Source organism: Ignavibacteria bacterium (assembly GCA_015709655.1).
GTDB lineage: Bacteria > Bacteroidota > Ignavibacteria > Kapaibacteriales > Kapaibacteriaceae > OLB6.
Map to the genome: position 1 here is coordinate 1,430,833 of CP054181.1, position 19,896 is coordinate 1,450,728.

Consider the following 19,896-nt stretch of genomic DNA (forward strand, 5'->3'; position numbering starts at 1 on the left):
CAACTCCTCTGATGAGATAATTACGTGATTTCAAAAGTAAATGGGAATCGACTGTACGCGCTTGTTATTTGTTATTGTGACAAAATACAATCCGTGTGCCATCTGATTCAGTGGTATCGTTATTCGGTCCGTTGATACTGTTTGAGAAGTTATAATTCTACCAAAAGTATCAACGATTCGAATTGCGTTTGGGCCACCATGAAGATTCTGTATTGTAATAATATCGCGATGAACGCTCCATTGAATTACAGACCCTTCATTGCGGTCCAGTTTGTTTTCTTGAATTCCTACCGGTTCTCGTTTAATAATATTGGTGATGGCAGTCTTACCTGGTTGTGTGCAAGTACATGAGTCAACTATTTCTGTTCTGTATCTTATTGCCACGGTGTCAGCTGCGGTTCCCGGAAATCGTATATAAACAGTACCTGGAGTTTCACTTCCAGTGGTTTGGAATTTTATGGTTACATGATCTGTTGCCACCGTATCGATTGCCGAGTAAGCAGTGCCTGCGAAACTGACTGAGTCGATTGTGACAAGGTTCAGTCTGTCTGACTCAATGTGTAGTTTAACCAATTTGCTATCAGTGGACTGCATGGTTACCAGCGCTTCAATTTCAACCAGGTCTGTAGTGTCTGCAAGAGATATGGTGTCCGAATGAGTTACGATACCGGTTGTAGAGTTGACTTTGGGTATTGCCACTGTTTTCAGTGTGTCAGCGATAAATGCAGTAACCACCCTCTTAAACTCTTCATTAAACTCAGGCTCCCATGGAAGAGTTAACGGCACTTCGGTTCCGCATCCACCATTGTAATTGCCTGCAACTGCAAACAGGGGAAGATTGCCTTTTACGTTTCTGGTGATTGTAAATGCACTTACCCTCATTTCACCAGGAACGCGGAAGTTGAACGCAGGGCTAATGTCGGAAAACTTCATTTGCTCTGCCAGTGTTCCCGATGTTAGACCATCTGTAGGTGTAATCAGGCTTGTGTCAAAACCAATTGTAATGTCAAAGGACATGAGGCTGTCTGAATCGTAGATGCTGCCCAGCGATGCAGATATCAGCCATCGTTTTTCACCCGAACATACGTCCACGATACGGTGCGACGTTACGATTAGGGTGTCTTTTGCTCTGATTGTGCTGCCGGTTGCCATAAAAACAGCAACCAGCAGCATTTTCAGTAAGATTTTCATAGACCATTTTTTTGTGATACAGGGAAAGGGGCTTAAACCACTCTTACCTGGCGATCACAACTTTGGTATTCTCTAGAACGTTTTCACCAGTTACCCGAACAACGTAGGTTCCAGGCGATACCAGTTCACCATTTTGAGTGGTGCCGTCCCAGTTGAGTTGCATTGTTCCAGAATTAGCCATTCCGTTAAATAACGTTGTAACGTTCTTACCAAACATGTCAAATACTGCAACAGTGTAGTTTCCACTTTCAGGAAGATCCATAACAATCGATCCACCATTAATCATCGGATTGGGGAAAGCAGCAACCTTGTTCGTAGCAAGTTCATCACTACCGTTCAAGCGTACGTTTGGCTTTGATTCTTCGTTAAAACGAATTGAACTGAATGTGTAGCTGGGATTTTGCTTTAACGTTGCATAAGCTACTGGTGTGTTGCTGTCAAACGATCCATATCCTGCAACAACGGCCACTCTGTCTGTGTTGTCAACACCAACCTGGGTGCCTACAGCTTCAACCGGTGTAATTGCAACGATGTCAGCATTTGTTTCAAAGCGGACACCAAATGCACCGGCGTGGGAATGTTCCAAATAGATCGGTACTCTAATCATACCGTTTCCAATCTGAGCAGGAACACCGAAGTGAATGTTCTCTGCTGCAACACTACCACTGATTTTACCAAAGTCAGGTCCTGTGGTGTCATTATCGTAAATCCATGGCAGGTAGGGCAAACGTCCCGAGATGTAGCGCATGATTAATGCAGCATCGTATTCGGTTACCTCATAGTAAATCTGATTCAGTGCACTAAGGTCTGGAGCTTTACCACCTAAACCATAAAGACCTTCACTTTCGTGCATCACGCGAAGTACCTGCTTACCAGTGAACTGGTCAACATCAATGGTTCTGCGCCAGATTACGATATCACCGTTAACGTCGAGTGAATCAGTACTGAAATCACGAGTGAGCTTCGTGTAGTAGTAACGTCCACTATGGTTTACATCACCTTGATAAGCCTGGCGTTTCCAAACAGAGTCAAGCCACTTCTTTGTAACCATCGAACGCATGATAACCCGGGCATCGTTGGCTGTTACGCGACGGTTTTGGGCCATACCTTCGTGACGCTGATTGCGGGCTGCTGAGGTATCAGCATCGCCATAACCCCACATATCAAACGAAAGGTACACAATGGAGCCAAACCGAATAACAGCGTCTGAGCGGCCATCCGATGGCTGCCAACGGGTTGTACTGTCGGTACGCATGTTTGCGCCAAGTTGTGGCGACCACACGAGACCATTCCAGAAGTCGGAAAGATAACCAGGGAATCCGCCACTACCCTTGATACCAACTGTTGCACCACGGGTGACAACGATTGTGTTTGTGGTATGCGGATTTCCGCCAACTTGACCGTATGCAAATTCAATGTCACCCTGATAATTGGTTGAAGCATCACCTTCGTAAATGCGGCATTGGAAGTTGCCTACTGAAGAGTTGACTGACTGATCATTAATATTCAGATTCTTCCACTGAATTATCATGCACCTGCGAACAGGCTGAATGGTGTCGCAGTTTTCGTCACGGTCCACATCATAAGCCCAGCTGATTTCTGACGGCATGTACCCTTGGAGGAATTCCGAGGCAGTACGAAGTCTGTGATCACCCCAGAACGGAGCAAGCACATTGTCAGGAAACGATGCCGAGTTGATGAAGAGTCCTGCCGATTGCTTTGCAGGCAACAGTTTTGTACCGTCGAACGTAACAAAGCCGTTTACGCTCACATATAGGTGAGTGAAACTCGTGCCGTTAAAGTTAAATGTAAAAGGCATTTGGACTGTCGCGTACCCATCGTCCAAATTATTCGTATTTACAGGCGGTAAAACAAAGGATGCAGGTGGAATCACATTCTTGTTTACTACTGAAACTGGGCAAAGGTATAAATCTCTGTATGGACGGCCTACAACAAGTTCGGGTTGGTGAAACTGATTAAAAATCTGTTGCGCCAAACCGTCCACCGCGCCGCATGTGATCATACAGAGCACCACTGCCATTGCAATGTTTATCTGTCGGTTCATATTTAACCTCGTGATTTTCAATTATTTGCTTTTCGTAGGTGGAATTGGGGGCTGTGAATTAACAGCCCCCTGTTGATTATTAGCGCATGATTACAACTTGGTACGTAGCAGACTTTGTTCCATCGGAGATACGTACAGTGTACATTCCGTTGGCTACAGCAGCACCACTTGCGGTACCATCCCAATCAATTGAGTGCTGACCCGCTGTAAACATCTGGTTTGCAAGTGTAGCCACGTGTGAGCCGACTGCATCAAATACTTCAACCGTCAGGTGAGAAGCCACCGGTACGTTAAAGGATATCGATGTTTCGGATACAAACGGATTTGGTTTTGCACTTGTTACAGTCAGGATATTGGAGATTGTCATATCGTCTGTTTCTACACCGGTTGTGTAGTCATAAACGATTATGAATCCACCAATCGATGTACGGCTGATGACGAGCGTATCGCACTGACCTTCTTTATGAAGAATGTCAGCTGCCGAACGGCCCTCGCCAGTCTTCATGTTGAAGTTAAAGAGAGCACCATTCGAGATATCGTCACGAATCCAGTAACTGCCAGGATTGGTAGCGTCTGTTGCCGGGATCTCGTCGCGACACCATGAAATTGTTACCGGGAAGTATGCAGAGCTTGATCCTGTTTCACCACCTGCTTGGAAGCGAGCACGATATACTGCTTCGCCAGGCGTAGAGCTGAATGGGAAGATGTTACGGAGAATACCATTTCTGTTCGGAACCGTCCAGCGAGCATCAAATACGTCGATGTATGGTACCGGTGGTAATTCGTATTCGCAGTAGTTCGAGTCGAGTTGACCAAACGAGCCATCTTCGTCACCACGTGTAGCCGGGTTGGCGCCACCAAGTCCAAATACAAGGTTCTGGAATGCACCAAGATTGTTGCGGACCTTCACGTTGGCTGTAAATCGTGTTTCATCGGAAACAGCAACATTATAAACAAGCGTATCTGCAGCACCATGCGAGTCGGTAACGCGAATTTTAATCGTAATCCGACCATTTACAGGTGTTCCATTCAATGCTGTTGTCGATATCACGACCTTTTGAGTATCTGCAACAGGACTACTGAGTGTGCTCGGCGTAAAGGTCCAGGTGCTGCTCAGTGGTTCGAGTACCTCGAACGAAAGTTGTTCGTTATCGGCCTGCTTACGCTTCAGGTCAAGATCCGTTACGTACACTGTGTCTTCGTAAGCCTTTCCAAGGTCAACACACTTTAAGATCGGTGATGAGAAGAGGTCAGGACGGTGATTAACAGCTTGAACGCGCAGGTCAATTGTAGTGATGTCACTTAAATATCCAGCGTCACGAACAAGAACAGTAACCTGAACAGTTGTGTCCTCAAACGGGAGGTCTGTTACTCGTGCCGTTCCGTAGAGGAGGCCGCTTACGTCATTGATCTTGAGCCACTTTGGTGTAGTCTTACGTGTGCTGTCAAGAACGATGAAGCCAGCTTCGTGGAAGTACGGGTCTATTGCAATCGAGTCACGTTGATCATCTTGATAAATAAGCTCAAACGTGTGTGATTGACCCCAGTTCGGATCAAATACCTTGATACGACGTGAAGAGTCAAGTAACTCGATGTTGTAGTCGAGGTCTTCAATTGCGTCTTCGAGATTTGTCGTAACAATCTTTGGTTGAACGTTAACAAACACTCTACGGGTTAGTGTGTTAATACCACCATGACCGTCATTGACAACGATCGAAACCAGCGAGTCAGTGTTCAAGTCATCGTGCCACGGGTTACCACCGTTATCAAAATTGGTTGGACGCAACAGTTGGCGTGCTTGGTTACCATCGATACGAATATCGATCTTCCCTGCACTTGTAAAATCTTCTGCAAATACGTCCGGGGTAGCGGGGTCGGCATACTTGCGCATGAATGTATTAGACATCCACTGCGGACGAGCCATCACGACCTCATCCAGCGTTGTATCTGCCGGGGAGTTACGAATTGCAATTGATTGATAACCATATGCTGTTTTGCCGTACTTAAAGTCCCAAGGACCGTACTGCTGAACTACGTAGCGTGAGCCGTCAACAGCTGCTGCATCCTCAAATTCGTCGTCAGTGTTAACGTCGAGTCTGAAGCGTAATGAGTCAGTAAGGTTAGCAACAAAGTGGACGTCCAGCGTATCGTTTTGTACCGGCAACGGAGCAAGGTTCGGGTCGTTGTATACTTCCCTGACGATAGCATTCAATGGTTGAAGCTTACGACCTACTCTTGACTCGGTTACAGGCATGTAGAGGGTATCCCGGAAAATACCTGCCTGATACGTGTTTGTGTCAGTTGTTGTTGGGTCAAGAACAATTGTTGAGTTACCAGTTTGCATTCTGGTGTACTGCGGGCCGGCAAGGCCGGTTTTGTGTACCCACAGGAAGCGAGGTAAGCTGTCAACAACATGGATCCTGAACCGATAGGCATTTGTATCAAGCCAGCCAAAGTTGACAGTATCTTGCTGTAAATAACGGGCATTTGTATTCGTTGGATCACGCTGATCAAGTGGCAGTGCGTTGTTGTCGTATTTCTGTGCATGGAAATATGACGGATAGAGGTATAACCACTTTGAAATTGTATCTTGGCCAATTCCTGCTGCTCTAAGTGAATCAACCACTTCAAGCGATGGCGGGAAGTTCTTTGCTACAACTTCGACTGTTTCACCACCCGGTACGATGTACGGGTTAATCGGACGACCGCGGAAGAAGCGGAATCCACGTGCTTCCCAGCTTGTGCTGTTAGCATCGGACTTCTTAACAAGGGTGTCTCGAAGCCAATAACGGAGGGCTGAACCCTGATCAACGATCGACCAGAAGTACGAGAGCTCAGATCCAAAGGTTGGATCAAGAATTACACGCGGATCATAGAACTTGTTGATATCAACTGCTGTAGTTGCAAAGATTGAGTCGCGTTCGTAAATGTCCGGAGATTCATAGCGATTACCAATTGGTCTGTTTGCTGAGTCGGCGGGATAGAATTCCGGTTCATTAAACCAGCTTCCACCACCTGGTCGCGGTGAGTTGCGCGATGTAATTGGTGTATACAGGCGGTTTTCAGTAACAAATACACGATTACGCATTTCCGGATGGATATACGGAGAGTTACGAAGTGTATCGCCCGATCCTGTGTAGAGCGGCGGCTCTGTTTGATTGTTAACTGTGAATGTAAGAGCGCCATCAAGAGCTGCAGATACGCCTTCTTTCCATAGGACTGTCCGAGAAACTACGGATACGTTATCCCCGTTGCGGACAGGTAATGCGCGGAAGCGTTCACCACCATAATATGTTTCCTTACCATTGTTTGAGGTTGGTAATGTAGGACGGTTGGCAAGGCGGAAGTTTGCACCACCAAGCTGACCTAATGCAGTACTACCGTCCCAAACGCGTCCTTGCAGTGCAGATGAGTCTTCGGCAACCGGGTTGTGACGCAGGATATTCAGGAGCACTGCGCCAACACCGAATGATGCCAAGCCTTCATTAGCACGCCGGTAGTTTGGATCGTCACCATTTGTGGAGTCAGGAACCAGTTCCACGCGAGCAGCACGGAAGACTGAATCTGTTACGCCACGCTGACGCATATTAATGCGAATGTAGTCACCTGTACGTTCGTTAATAACGAAGAATACTGACTCATTAACACCTCTAGGGTCGTTATTGCTGATTTCTGCTGTTTGATCATAATCGGCACGAGCTTCAAGGAAGACAGGGTAGCCAATAGGATGATCACCAACAAATTCAGTTTGCACTGCAGCAATAAATGGATACTTATCAGCATCGTACGGACAACGCGTCATTCTCTTAACATACTTGTTGTACGACGGCTGAGTTGGATCCGTATAGCGTTTCAGGACCGGCGGAATACCAACAGCAAAGTCTTCGATTGGTGACATACGGCGCTTACCGTAGTCAGCAGTTTTAATGTCTGTACCCTTATCAAAAATGTCATAAATTCTACCAGCCATTAAGAGCGTATCTGGAATTGTCCAGATTGGAATTGGTTGATAGTGAATACGATATTCTGACTCGAATGGTCCTTGTTGGGTACCGGTTCCACCGCGAACAAACTGTAGATGGGTTTCACCGTTGCCAGCAATAAAGAATGTTTCCTGAGTTCTATTGAATGTGTTGTTGTTAGACAATGGTAGGATTGTGTTAACGTTGGCTTCTGTACGGCCCCAATAGTTGCCGCGAAGTGTATCAACACCACCAAATCCAAGACCGGTTGTACCAGCAAGCACACCCTTTGTGTCCTGCGCGTCGGGTAACCGTATAATGAATCTTGCATCGTTGTCATAAATGGAGTTTGCTGCCCAGCTGTATGTTGACCAGGGAAGCGGACCAACCATTTCGCCATAAAGAATAGCACCGGCAAGGTCACTTGAAGCAGGATTATCTGTTGCAACCATTGGACCGGAAATAGTATCACTGTGACGACCAATTTCGGATGTTGCTGTGTTGTTTGTTACCAAGCAGCGCAACATTGCAAGTTTTAAGTCGTAGTTATCGGAGTAAATTGCAGCACCACTGTATGCGCTGTTCCCTTGGAACCGAACGCGGTCAAAACCGAAAGTATCTACACGAATTCTAATTGAGTCTGCAATGTAGATAGCTCCACCTAGACCTGTACCGTTTTCACGAAGGTTTGTACCAGGATGTGTTGTTTGAGCTGATCCAATTTGTGTGACACCATTACCCATGCGCTGCATGTTCGGATAGGCTACGTTGTCGTAGAATCTGGTGAGCATGCGTTCATCGGGACGAGGAGCATTTGTACTATTAGTGCTATAGGTAAATACATCCATATTGGGAGTATAGCCAAGTACGACGCCGTTAGGTGCAAATGATACGTTGTCAAGGTCTGTCAGCATGAAGCGACGACGAGCAAGTGTATCAGGTGTAACCACTGCGATACCACCACCGTTGCCATTATATGCTGTGTTACCACGAAATTCAACGGCCTTCACAAGATTGAGGTCGGCATTCAGGGTGTATAAACCACCACCACCACGAACATCAGCGCGATCGTTTGTGATATCGCCAACCTTGTTATTTAAGAAGTGAGCACGAACAAAGCGAAGTGCACGACGTTCTACCTTAAGTCCTGGTGCTAAGTCAACAGCTACACCACCACCGTAGAATCCGGCTGTGTTGCCAGTTAATTCTACACCGTAGTTCGTACCATACACCCAGAGTGGACCGCTAACACCACCGGCACCGTAGATATACATGTTGTTACCGGTATGAATAGCACCACCTGAAGCCGTTGCCTTGTTGTTTCGGAATTTGATGTTAAAGCCGTAGTTGCGGGCAACGATAATGCCATCTGAACCTCCTACGTGAGGGGTAATGGCACCATCGTGGTTTGCTTCAACGTAAACGGCACCACCACGTCCGGACTGATTATTAATGAAGTGTGTTGGAGGATTATTGTCCAGGTTGCCGCGAATTTCCAGTTGTTCAGCTGAGCTGGCCGCATATACCGCACCACCCTGTGAGTAGGTAGCACTTGATGTGGCAAGGTTAGCTGTACTCAGACTAGTAATGTACGGCACACTTGTTGAGTTGCCGGTGAATCGTCCTGCAAGAATCACACCCGTTGAGTCGCCAATGTAAATTGCACCACCCTTGGCACCTCTTGTAACCTGGTTGCCTACCGGCGTCGATGGTTGACGGTTAAGAGCGTAGTTGTCCAGACACTCGAGTGTATCCTTACCTTGGAAGTCGTTTATACCAAGACCAACTACCATGTGCGTACGGCCAGCTATATAAATAGCACCACCGTGAGCAGTGTTCTTTTGCGAACGTGTGATGTTACCAAAGACTGTTGCTGCTTTATCAACATCTGTTACAAACCGCACCGGACCAACACGAACTTCTTCAACATTAGAAAGAAGAGCACGGTTTCCGGAGAATCGGTTCTGACGAATCCGGCCTAAGTAAACGGCAAGACGCGCGTCGTCGAGCGACTGCCTGTTCACGTTGGTAAGTGGTTCTGGTGCTGAAAGGTGTAACAGGTCAATGGCTGTTAATTGCTGATCGATTGGGCTTGCTGTCCACGGATCAGTAATAAATGGATTTGTTGTTGCATTATACTTTGGTAATGCATCAATCTGACTCTGCGTTAATTGTGGCCACAGCTGAAGGTTTGTTCCTGCATACTGGTCACGGGGTGCCTGAAGAATTTGCAAGGCACCACCGTTGTAGCGGGCCATGTTGTTTCTGAAGTTACAGCCTACAACCCAGGTACGAACGGAGAACGTGGTGATTGCACCACCACTACCGTTTGCTAAACGCAAGAGAGCATCGTTTGCTGTTTCAGCTTGCTCATGAGTTAAAATATTACCCGTTGAGTTCTGAAGATAGTACGGTTCCTTGTCAACTGTCGTGTCCTTCCTGAAGTTAAGGAAGTCTACGTCCCGGAAAAATGCCGCACGAGCACCTGGTAAAACAACTATGTGACCCCATTCGCGAGAGAAGTTGTTTACGTCACCAGCAATGAAGGTGATTCTCTCTGGGCGCACATTGATTGGCGTAGCTGGAGTTTTTACGGTTTCCCTAAACCAGGGCAGGTTGTTAATGGCAGGAATTAAACCTCCCAGGTGCAACCTTGACGCAGCATACATAACCGCCATGGCTGGCGTCATGTTCTGCAGGTATGGGTTAGAACCAATATTTACCAGAAATACTTCATTGTATTTCGTTGGGTTAATAGTGGGTTCGTTGTAGATCGTCGACGTCACCACGCCGGAAGCGCGGAAATACGCCGGATCGGCATACCCTGAATATGGCGGTGCTAAGGCATTCGCCGCATTCGCATTATATGTTGCCGATGCCCGACCATCCGCTATAATCCTACCACCAGTCGAGTCGACCAGTCGACCGTTTGGTAGGAACTCGACTCGAGTTCCGGGTTCAATGACCAGCGTGCCGCCGATCGTGTACGTACCGCTAATACGATAAATGGTATCCTTTACAAATATCCTTATATCGTTTGGCGGCAGACTACCGCGAACCTCAACATACCCTTGTCCGTGGGCTACTGTGAGTGCGGTTATCAGCGCTAGCAGCAAGCTGCTTAGTCGAAACCAACGTTGCATACAACCTCCAGTTGTAAAAACCTTATGCTTTGAATTAGTCTATGTTTATTTGTTCGTCTTTCAAAACGACGAAAGGGCATAAAATGCCATTGCGTCTCTAATCAATTGCCATGCCAAGCCTGGCTAAACCAACTTTAGCATCAGTAGCAATAGCGGATGTTTCAAACTTTTTGGCTACTGTGGTAAATATTGATCCGGCTTTTTCCTTGTTACCTGTTTTTTCGTAGCATAACGCAGCAAAAAACAGATTTTGCGGCTCAAATGGTGTTTCAACGCCGGTTTGAGCTGCTTTTTCGTACATGTCTGCTGCTTCTGCGTATTTGCCACTGCTTTCCAAGCAGGCGGCAAGTCCTTGCATTGCACCAACTTGGATGACAACTGCATCGTCAGAAAGTGCCCTGTTAAATTGGTCTCTGGCTTCATCGTACCTTCCAAGGCCGGTAAGAGCGTTACCTGCCATCAGAGCCGATACGGCGCCACCGTGGGTTCCTTCATAATTCTGGCTTATCTCGAGAAGGCCTAAAACTTTATTCTCGCCAACCGGAGCAATACTGTCAGCCGTAAGTGCAGCTTCAAAGTTTCCGGCATCAAATGTGGACCTAATTCTGGAAAGTTGGGTAAGCGCTTCGATGTTCTTGGCATCTTCCTGACTGCGATACCACCAAAAACCACCAATGATCAGCGTTAATACTAAGGCAATGCCTGCATACAGCTTCCACTGCTTTTGCGCTGCAGTAAGCCACGCAGGCTGGTTCAACGATTCTTTTTGTGCAGGTTGCTGCTCTATTATATCTTCTGTCATGTCTTTAATAAACTACAAAGTAACCGATAGGCACACCTTGCCCTCGGTTTGGAAGCGCAAATATATCGTTTTGATGGTTATCATACAAACAAAGTTTTTAGCAGTCAACCTTATGATTTACCGTAGCTTACTCTTGTTGTTAACATAAGTGTGAAGCCATATTCACAACTTGTTTTAAAATTGCGTGTGGAAAGAAAAACCGGTTTATTGAGCCCAGGGTTCAACTGTTAAATGTAAAAAGGCTCCCATTCAGCAGATGAAGGGGAGCCTTAAGGAGAGGTTCATTGGATTTTTAGAATGCTACAAGTGCCCTGGCTTCAGTCAGAATATCATCAACAGAAAGCAGAATAGCTTTTTCAAGGTTTTTTGCAAAGCCTACCGGTGTGAACTTGCTGCCTACTCTTTTAACCGGAGCATCCAGATATTTAAACAGCTGGTCGGTAACCGTTGCGGCAACTTCGCCGCCGAAGCCCCCTACCACCTTGTCTTCATGAGCTACCAGACATCGACCTGTATTTTTTACGTGCTCACAGACCATTTCCTGATCCCAGGGTGCCAGTGAGCGCAGGTCAATTACTTCAAGGCTGATCCCTTCGGCAGCAAGGATGTCGGCTGCCTGTAGGCTCAGGTGGACAGCGTTGCCCCAGGTAACAATAGTGGCATGTGTTCCTTCACGGCGCACGCGGGCTCTGCCAAAGGGTATCATATAGCCCTCCGGTGGAAGCTGAGCCGATGTTGGGCGGTAATTGTAGAGAAATTTGGGTTCCAGGTACATTGTTGTACCCCGGGAACGAATGGCTGTTCGCATTAGTCCGATTGCATCATCAGCAAATGCTGGCATTACAACACGTAATCCGGGTAAGGTGGTGAAGGTGGCATCCAGGTTTTGTGAATGATAAAGTCCACCCTGGATGTATCCCCCTGATGCAAGCCTGATTACCACTGCGGGTGAAAACTGGCCGCGGGTACGCCAGTAGTCATGCGTACACTCGATGAGCTGTTCCATTGCCGGCCAGAAGTAATCGGCAAATTCAGCACCTTCTACAACAACACGGATATCGTCGCGGTATCGCGTCATACCGTTTGCAGTACCCACAATAAAATCTTCGGCAATGGGTGCATTAAAAACCCGGTCGTTGCCGAATTCATCAAGCATGCCTTTGCAGACGTTAAATATGCCTTGCTTTTTAAATGATGCTACGTCCTGGCCAAATAAAAATGTATTTGGGTTCCGGCGGAATTCTTCGTGAAGAGCAGTATTAATGGCTTCACGTAGTGTAAGTAATTGTGCATCCGGTGCAGGTTTTATTGTAAATTCACTCTGATCATCAAGTCCGATTATCGGGTCTGGAAGAACAAATTCAGAATAGCTTTGTGGATCAGGGTCGGGAAGGGGCTCAACTGCATCTGCAGCAGCAAAAATCGCTTTCTTGTTCTCGTCCTCGATGGCCGAGAGTTGAGCTTCGGTTGCTATTCCGGCCGCAAGCAGTGTTGCACGCATACGAGGAAGCGGGTCACGCTGAGCCATGGCCGTAAAATCTTCTTCTGGCCGGTACAGTTCATGGTTATCACTGTTACTGTGACTTCCAATGCGATCACAGTCTGCATGCACCATGGCGGGTCCTGCACCCGACAGTACATATTCCCGAGCTTCTTCAAGAGCACGCCAACTGTCCATGGGGTTTCTGCCGTCACACTTGATAATCTTCAGATTAGGGAACCCTGAAAAGTTGTCGCAAACATCCGTGTTACTGGTTTGTTCATGAACCGGTACTGAAATCCCATACTTGTTGTTTTGAATAACGAAGATTACGGGTAGCTTTTCACGGTCTGCGCCATTGACTGCTTCGTAGTAATATCCTTCTGATGTTGTACTGTCACCTGTTGAACAGTATACTACTTCGCTGCCTTTATACTTTTTAATGGCCCTGGCCGTACCTGCTGCATGCTGCGAATGGTTTCCTGTGCATGACGAGGTGTTCTGAATTCCGATAGAGCTTTTAGCAAAATGGTTACTCATATGCCTACCGCCACCGGCAATATCTGCATCCTTGCTAAGGCCGTTGGCAATGATTTCTTCAACGGTGACTCCGGCAGCCAGAGAAGTCAGCATGTCACGATAATAGGGAAAGAGAAAGTCCACGTTGGGTCGGAAAATCTTACCCAATGCCAACTGTATTCCGTCATGTCCGGCGAACGGGGCGTGATACGACCATCCTTTGGCCATTTTCAGATAGTTGGCAGCTTTTTCATCTAAGCGTCTGCCCAAATGCTGAATTCTATACCATTCCAGCAGAGTTTTTTTGTCAAATCCGGTAATGTTGAACAGCTTTGGGGATGATGCATCCCCGGAATCCAATTGCTGTTTGGGCGATTTAGCCTTCACAGTCATTGACTGCTGATTGGAGGGTGCGGCCTGTGCTTTTTTCTTCTTTACCGACGAATCCTGTTTGGGAGCTGATTTTGCCATAGATCTTTCCTTAATAATCAATGTTGTTTCTTTTCCTTGGTGCGTGTTTTCGATGTTTTCTTATATGGAACATCATCAACAAATGTTAGCCAGTCATGGGTGTCGTTGCCTGTTGTAATAATAGTTCCAAATGCTTTTTGAACTGACCGGGTAATTGGTCCAACCTTGCCTGAGCCTACCGGAATTCGGTCGACTGATCTGACTGGTGTAATCTCGACAGCAGTACCGGTCAGGAACATCTCATCTGCTGTATAAAGCATAGCTCGAGAGATGTTGCGTTCAGATACTCGATACCCAAGATCCCTGGCCAGCGTTATCACACTGTCGCGAGTAATCCCTGGAAGCAGCGAATGTCCGGCCGGCGGCGTAATAATCTCCCGATTCATCACCACGAAGACGTTTTCTCCGCTGCCCTCCGCTACATGTCCGTATGCGTCAAGCGTTATTCCTTCGGCATAACCATTTTCTACAGCTTCCATCTTAACCAGCTGCGAGTTCATATAATTGCCACCGGCCTTCGAAATACTGGGAAGCGTGTTCGGGCTTATACGATTCCATGACGATACGCAAACATCAACGCCCGATTCTGCTGTATTATCACCAAGATAGGCCCCCCACTGCCATGCGGCTATGCAAACCTCCAGAGGATTACGGAGTCCGTAAACGCCCATGTCTCCAAATCCCCGAAAGGCAAAGGGACGAATGTAACAGGTTCCCAAACTGTTTCTGCGTAACAGTTCACAAGTAGCTATTACAAGCTCATCTGAGGAATAGGGAAGGTGGGATCGATATATTTTCAATGACTTGTGAAATCGCTGCATGTGCTCTGTCAGCCGAAAGATAGCAATTCCGCGATCAGTCTCGTATGCCCTAATACCCTCGAACCACGATGATCCATAATGTAATGCATGCGATAACACGTGAACTGTAGCATTCTTAAAAGGAATGAATGTTCCATTTTTCCAGATTGTTTTTGTCGGCGTTATGGGCATAAAAATCCTTTCAGACGATAGAGTCAAGTTGTTCCTGAACTACTTCCTTCACGATTGACGGATTCGCTGTTCCACCTGATGCTTTAAGAACCTGTCCTACAAAAAAGCCAAATAAATTAGTTTTTCCTGCTTTGTACTTCTCGATATTTTCATGATTCCTTGCTAAAACATCACGCACAAGCGAATGAATGACCTCAGCATCAGATACCTGTGCCAATCCCTTACTTTTTACTATGTCAATCGGATTTGTGGTGCTGTTGTACAGTTCAGGAAGTATCTCCTTGGCAACAGCATTGCTTATTGTTCCATCCGCAACGATATCCACCAACAGCGCAAGCTGTGCATTTGTGAGTCCGATTTCGGTGATTTGAACTTTATTCTCACCCATTTTCCTCATTAGCTCCGTAAGTATCCAATTGCTTACCGCCTTGTAAGTTGCCGGGCCAGGGTTTGCAAGCAGGCCGCAGGTTGTTTCGAACCAGTCGGCTAAGACCAAGTCCGAGGTTAAGATGTCGGCATCATAGTATGGCAACTGATACTGTTCGGTAAACCGTATTTTTTTTGCCATACCAAGCTCAGGCAATCCTGCCCGCACATCCTCTACCTTCTGTGCAGTTACAATTACGGGTGGCAGATCCGGTTCAGGGAAGTACCTATAGTCGTTTGCATCTTCCTTCGATCGCATCTCCCGCGTCACCTGCGCACCGGCATCCCACATAAGTGTGGTCTGCCGTACCTCCTCGCCTTTTTCGATTAGCTCAACCTGCCTTTGAATTTCGTACTCTATAGCACGTTGTACATTCTTAAACGAATTTAGATTCTTAACTTCAGTCTTTGTACCCAGCTGCGGTGATCCTACCGGTCTGACGCTGATGTTGGCATCACACCGTAACGAGCCTTCTTCCATGTTCCCGTCGCATACTCCCAGATACATAAGGGTCTGGCGGAGTTGCTGAAGATACTGTTCTGCTTCTTTGCTGGTTCGCATATCGGGCTCGCTTACAATTTCAATCAGGGGAATACCGCTCCGATTTAAGTCAATAAGCGTGTCTACATCCAGATCATGAATGCTTTTCCCGCTGTCCTCCTCCATGTGTATTCGGGTTAATCCGATTTTCTTGAACCCGTGACCGGTTTCTATCTCGATGTAGCCGTTATAGCAAATTGGGTCTTTATACTGCGAAATCTGGTATCCCTTGGGAAGGTCGGGATAAAAGTAGTTCTTTCTGGAAAAAGTACTGTGCAGTCTTATGGAGCAATTTGTTGCCAGTCCTACCCGAATTGCATAGTCAACAAGATTCTCGTTTAAGGTGGGCAGAGCACCAGGGTGGCCCAGACAAATAGGACAGGTGTTTGTGTTGGGTCGGGCTCCAAATGTTGTTGGACAGGAACAAAATGCTTTCGATGCAGTGGTTAGCTGCGCATGCACTTCCAGGCCAATTACTGGTTCGTATCCGGTTACCATTGGGGTATTAAGGTGTCTGACAAATACAGCGAAGCTACGGAATCAGCGGCTCTACACCATGCCCGACAAAATTTGACCAACTTCCAAATTGCCACCGCTGATCACAATTCCAATCTGTTTGTGCATCATTAGATGTCTGTTATCAAGCACATATGCAAATGCCACTGCACCGCTAGGCTCTACCACCACACGAAGCTCCTGCATTAACAGATTCATGGCTTCGATTATGCTTTTCTCGGATACTGTTGCAATGTGGACATGATTTCGCATGAGATACCCAAGTGTTCTCATGCTTAATGCTGTTCTAAGGCCGTCCGCAACTGTTTGGGGAGGGAAAGGGGGCTGAAGGTTGCCTGTCTCTACCGAAATTTTGGCGTCTGCTGCAAGTTCTGGCTCAACTCCGATTAGTTGCATACCCGGTTTTAATGCCCTCAGGGCAATTGCCGATCCGCTCATTAGGCCGCCTCCGCCAACAGGAGCAATAAAAACTGACAGTTGAGGAGCTTGCTGTAAAAACTCAACCGAGAGCGATCCCTGTCCGGCAATCACCGCATCATTGTCGTAGGGATGAATAAAGGTGGCACCGCTTTCATTCTGCACTGTAGTTGCTGCCGATTCCCGTTCAGCAAGGGTATTACCGCAGAATGTGATGATTGCACCATGACGTCTTGTACCCTGCACCTTTACTGCAGGAGATGCCTCCGGCATGACAACGTAACACGGCGTTCCTCGCCCGGCGGCTGCCCATGCCAGTGCCCGTGCATGGTTCCCAGATGAATGAGTAACCACTCCTCTTTTCAGCTCTTCATTCGTAAGCTGGCCTATTGCATTTATGGCTCCGCGAGCTTTAAATGATCCAACAGGCTGAAGGTTTTCACATTTAAAATAAAGGCTGCAACCAAACTCACGATCCAATATTTGAGAGGTTAATACCGGTGATACCGGAACAGTCTCTAATATCAGTTTCGAGGCCTTCGATATTTCTTTTATGGCAACCACTGTTTGCCGTTATTGGTTAAACCGATCAGGTTAGTGTTGGTTGGTTTCTTTTGGTAACTGCTGGAACTTCACAACACATATAAATAAAGCCGATACGGTTACAAAAATGCATTTGCTCACACTACGACAGCTTGCTGCTGCTCTTTGTTTGTACTCCCTATGGTGCTGATCGTACTCTAATCGTTGACTCATCGACTGGAAAAACTTGTTGTAAATCCAATCCGCTTCATACTCATCTGTTCACTAAAAGTGAATAACAATTTTACATTTCATCAGTGTAGTGTTTTTACAGCTCACAGTGAAATCATCGGATAACATGCACAATAGCCGTCCCGATATTGTTGCATGCAACTATGTACATACCGTCGGCGATCGGGATGAGTGGTTGTACAACCAACCCTTGTATCGTGACAGGAATAATGTTGCCCAAAACGTCTGATACAGTAATATCACAACTATGGTTATATGTTTTGCTAATCATAAATGCTCCATTCAGCCATTGCACTGTAAACTCCTGATCGTTTCTGCTTTCCTTGTCAACATTGGTTGGCGCTGCAAGAGTTCGGTACAGACCAACGGTGGTACTCACATATCGAAATCCAGCAAAATCCAGGACTGACTGAACAACACCACCGGTGTTCTCCCAGGGTCCTTGGAATGATTCCCACGTATAACCTCGATTTGTACTGAAATAACAACCCTGGTTGTTAGCCAGCACAAAGACGACGCCATCGTTAGATACATAAATCTGCACAACTTGCTTTACGGGTACCGGAAGGATAAAACACTCCTCCCATGTTTGACCACGATCCGTTGATACGATAATGGTGATTTGTTCGTAAACGGGGTATGGTATTAAACCCAGAATATTAGTAACTGCCGCATACACTGTATCCTGACAAGATGCCAGTGCAACACAGTGCAGTTTATTGGGCATTCCCTTGGTTGACCTGACCCACGTTGTCCCTTTATCAGTGCTTGCAAGGAGGCTGAACAGTACTGTGTCGGCTTGTTCCATTGCATGCCCGGTATCTCCTGAAGACAGTGCGCTGGCAACAACTCGCATAGGGTCAGATTCAAACGATACAACTGCAGATGGTGTTCCGAGCCAGTAGTCCTGCGGTGCTTCACCCGCTTCTTTCCAATTCGTACCTTGCTTACGCATCAAATGATTAACAACATCAATACTATACCATTGGTTCTCCCGTACTACGTGCATACATACGGTAAAAGCGTCCACCTGAAAACCAACAGTACTACCACTGGAGTTGTGAGGTTCTGATACTGTATCACCACTGTCGATAACCTCGCACAATGGGAAAATAAGATGACGCTGCTTATCCAATACACACAGTACTGTATCAGAGGTATATAAAAATCTATTGCCTATGGCAACAAGATTTCGTCCATGGATGACTGTATCCTCCGGCGTGGTATAGTAATCCCATCTAAATGTTTTTATATTCAGAAAATCCGGGCCTTCATTGTATGAAAACACGAGTATTGAATCAGAAAACACTCGCATTGCTCCAGTGCCGGAAGGGATGATTTCTCGAGACGGAAAGGGGCTGCTGTGCCATTCCTTATTTAAGTCCAACACGTAAACGGAATCACCCACGAACACAAGCTCGCCGTTTCGTAGTTCATTCACCGATCTAAAGCGAAATGGTAGATGTGACAGAAATGCGTCTTTATGCCAGTTGTTCTCTCCGGGCGTATATCGATATGCTTCAACCTTATCCAGCAGACTACCGGCATATACCAATACCTCGCCTGATTGCAATGGAGTAAGACTGACCGGTGGTTTTGGAAACGAAACAGAGTTCACCAGAGAGTCGCAGGCATACCGTACAAACAGTGTGTCACCCTTTTGCCAGGCCGTCATCGCTGAGGTTTCTGTCCACAATGTACCTCCAGTTAATACGCTGTCTTTTACCCATGACATCGTTGTTGTATCTAACACAAATACGATTGTGTCTTTCTTCATGCTGGTTTCGCTCTTTGACACTACTGTTAACAGTGTAGTGTTACAGTTAGATAGATGGTATGGATAGACTGTTGAAGACTGATTCAGCGGTAAGCCGGTTAAAAATCGGTTCCCTGACGTTGAATTAATGATTGTACCCCGCAGTTCATAACTTGATAGATGGCGTCCAAGTAACAACACGCGTTTCTCATCAATGTCAACCACGTAGTCGATACTGTGGCTTACGTTAACAGGAATCGTATCAATAGCTCCGTCTGATCCGATCCTAACGAGGTTAGTGTGTGTTGGCGAGCTTGTTACCAGCACCAGAATTGTGCCTTGCTTTCCGGTTGCTGCGTTAACAATTCTGCTTGGCGCCTCGTACACTGCCACAGACCTCATTTCAATTGAGTCGGCGTAGCTAATGGTATAAACCATACTGCCGGCAAAGTCAATACCATAGGCGTTATCGCCGGAATAGTACATGGTGAGGTGTGACAGGCCTTTAACATAAGGAATACGTTCATAGGTCTGTGCATGAATTGCACATGAGGTTATAATAAAAGCAAATAGAAGAATCTGCATAGTTTATCAATATTACTGGCAACGTAAACTCAACGTCCCGCTCGTTAGTAATTTTTCAAACATCTGGCAGCCGTTTCCGTTACATTACCATGTGCATTGGTACATGAATAGTGGTGTGGAGTCCGGCTGCGGTGCCGGACAATTCGAGCACATAGCAGCGTGCAATCTTGCAATTCAGGTAACATCATCATAACCTGACAGTATCGGTTCAGAGTTGTTGTTTCGACTGCCCGGGTATTAACGACTATAGAGGAAA

General features: G+C 46.6%; 9 protein-coding genes. All 9 read right to left on the reverse strand.

Annotation, left to right across the window (positions count from 1 at the left end; all coding sequences use genetic code 11):
- Positions 1–30: 30 nt before the first annotated feature.
- Positions 31–1,191 (reverse strand): T9SS type A sorting domain-containing protein, encoded by a 1,161-nt coding sequence (locus HRU79_05730; protein ID QOJ26174.1) that lies wholly within the window; start codon positions 1,189–1,191, stop codon positions 31–33.
- Between the two features lie 43 nt (positions 1,192–1,234).
- The gene (locus tag HRU79_05735) at positions 1,235–3,256 is read right to left on the reverse strand and encodes a T9SS type A sorting domain-containing protein (protein QOJ26175.1); all 2,022 of its coding nucleotides are present in this window, start codon (positions 3,254–3,256) and stop codon (positions 1,235–1,237) included.
- Between the two features lie 79 nt (positions 3,257–3,335).
- Positions 3,336–10,361, reverse strand: coding sequence for a T9SS type A sorting domain-containing protein (locus HRU79_05740; protein QOJ26176.1), 7,026 nt, complete (start codon positions 10,359–10,361; stop codon positions 3,336–3,338).
- 97 nt (positions 10,362–10,458) lie between these two features.
- Positions 10,459–11,163: a tetratricopeptide repeat protein gene (locus tag HRU79_05745; protein QOJ26177.1), complete on the reverse strand. Its 705-nt coding sequence runs from the start codon at positions 11,161–11,163 to the stop codon at positions 10,459–10,461.
- A 292-nt stretch (positions 11,164–11,455) separates the two neighbouring features.
- Complete coding sequence (locus HRU79_05750) at positions 11,456–13,555, reverse strand: 2-oxoisovalerate dehydrogenase (GenBank protein ID QOJ27281.1); 2,100 nt, start codon at positions 13,553–13,555, stop codon at positions 11,456–11,458.
- A 95-nt stretch (positions 13,556–13,650) separates the two neighbouring features.
- On the reverse strand, positions 13,651–14,625 hold the full coding sequence (locus HRU79_05755) for a branched-chain amino acid transaminase (protein QOJ26178.1): 975 nt from the start codon (positions 14,623–14,625) through the stop codon (positions 13,651–13,653).
- Positions 14,626–14,635: 10 nt separating this feature from the next.
- The gene (gene gatB, locus HRU79_05760; protein QOJ26179.1) at positions 14,636–16,090 is read right to left on the reverse strand and encodes an Asp-tRNA(Asn)/Glu-tRNA(Gln) amidotransferase subunit GatB; all 1,455 of its coding nucleotides are present in this window, start codon (positions 16,088–16,090) and stop codon (positions 14,636–14,638) included.
- A gap of 51 nt (positions 16,091–16,141) precedes the next feature.
- On the reverse strand, positions 16,142–17,089 hold the full coding sequence (locus tag HRU79_05765; protein ID QOJ26180.1) for a pyridoxal-phosphate dependent enzyme: 948 nt from the start codon (positions 17,087–17,089) through the stop codon (positions 16,142–16,144).
- Positions 17,090–17,393: 304 nt separating this feature from the next.
- Positions 17,394–19,640 (reverse strand): hypothetical protein, encoded by a 2,247-nt coding sequence (locus HRU79_05770; protein QOJ26181.1) that lies wholly within the window; start codon positions 19,638–19,640, stop codon positions 17,394–17,396.
- Positions 19,641–19,896 lie beyond the last annotated feature (256 nt).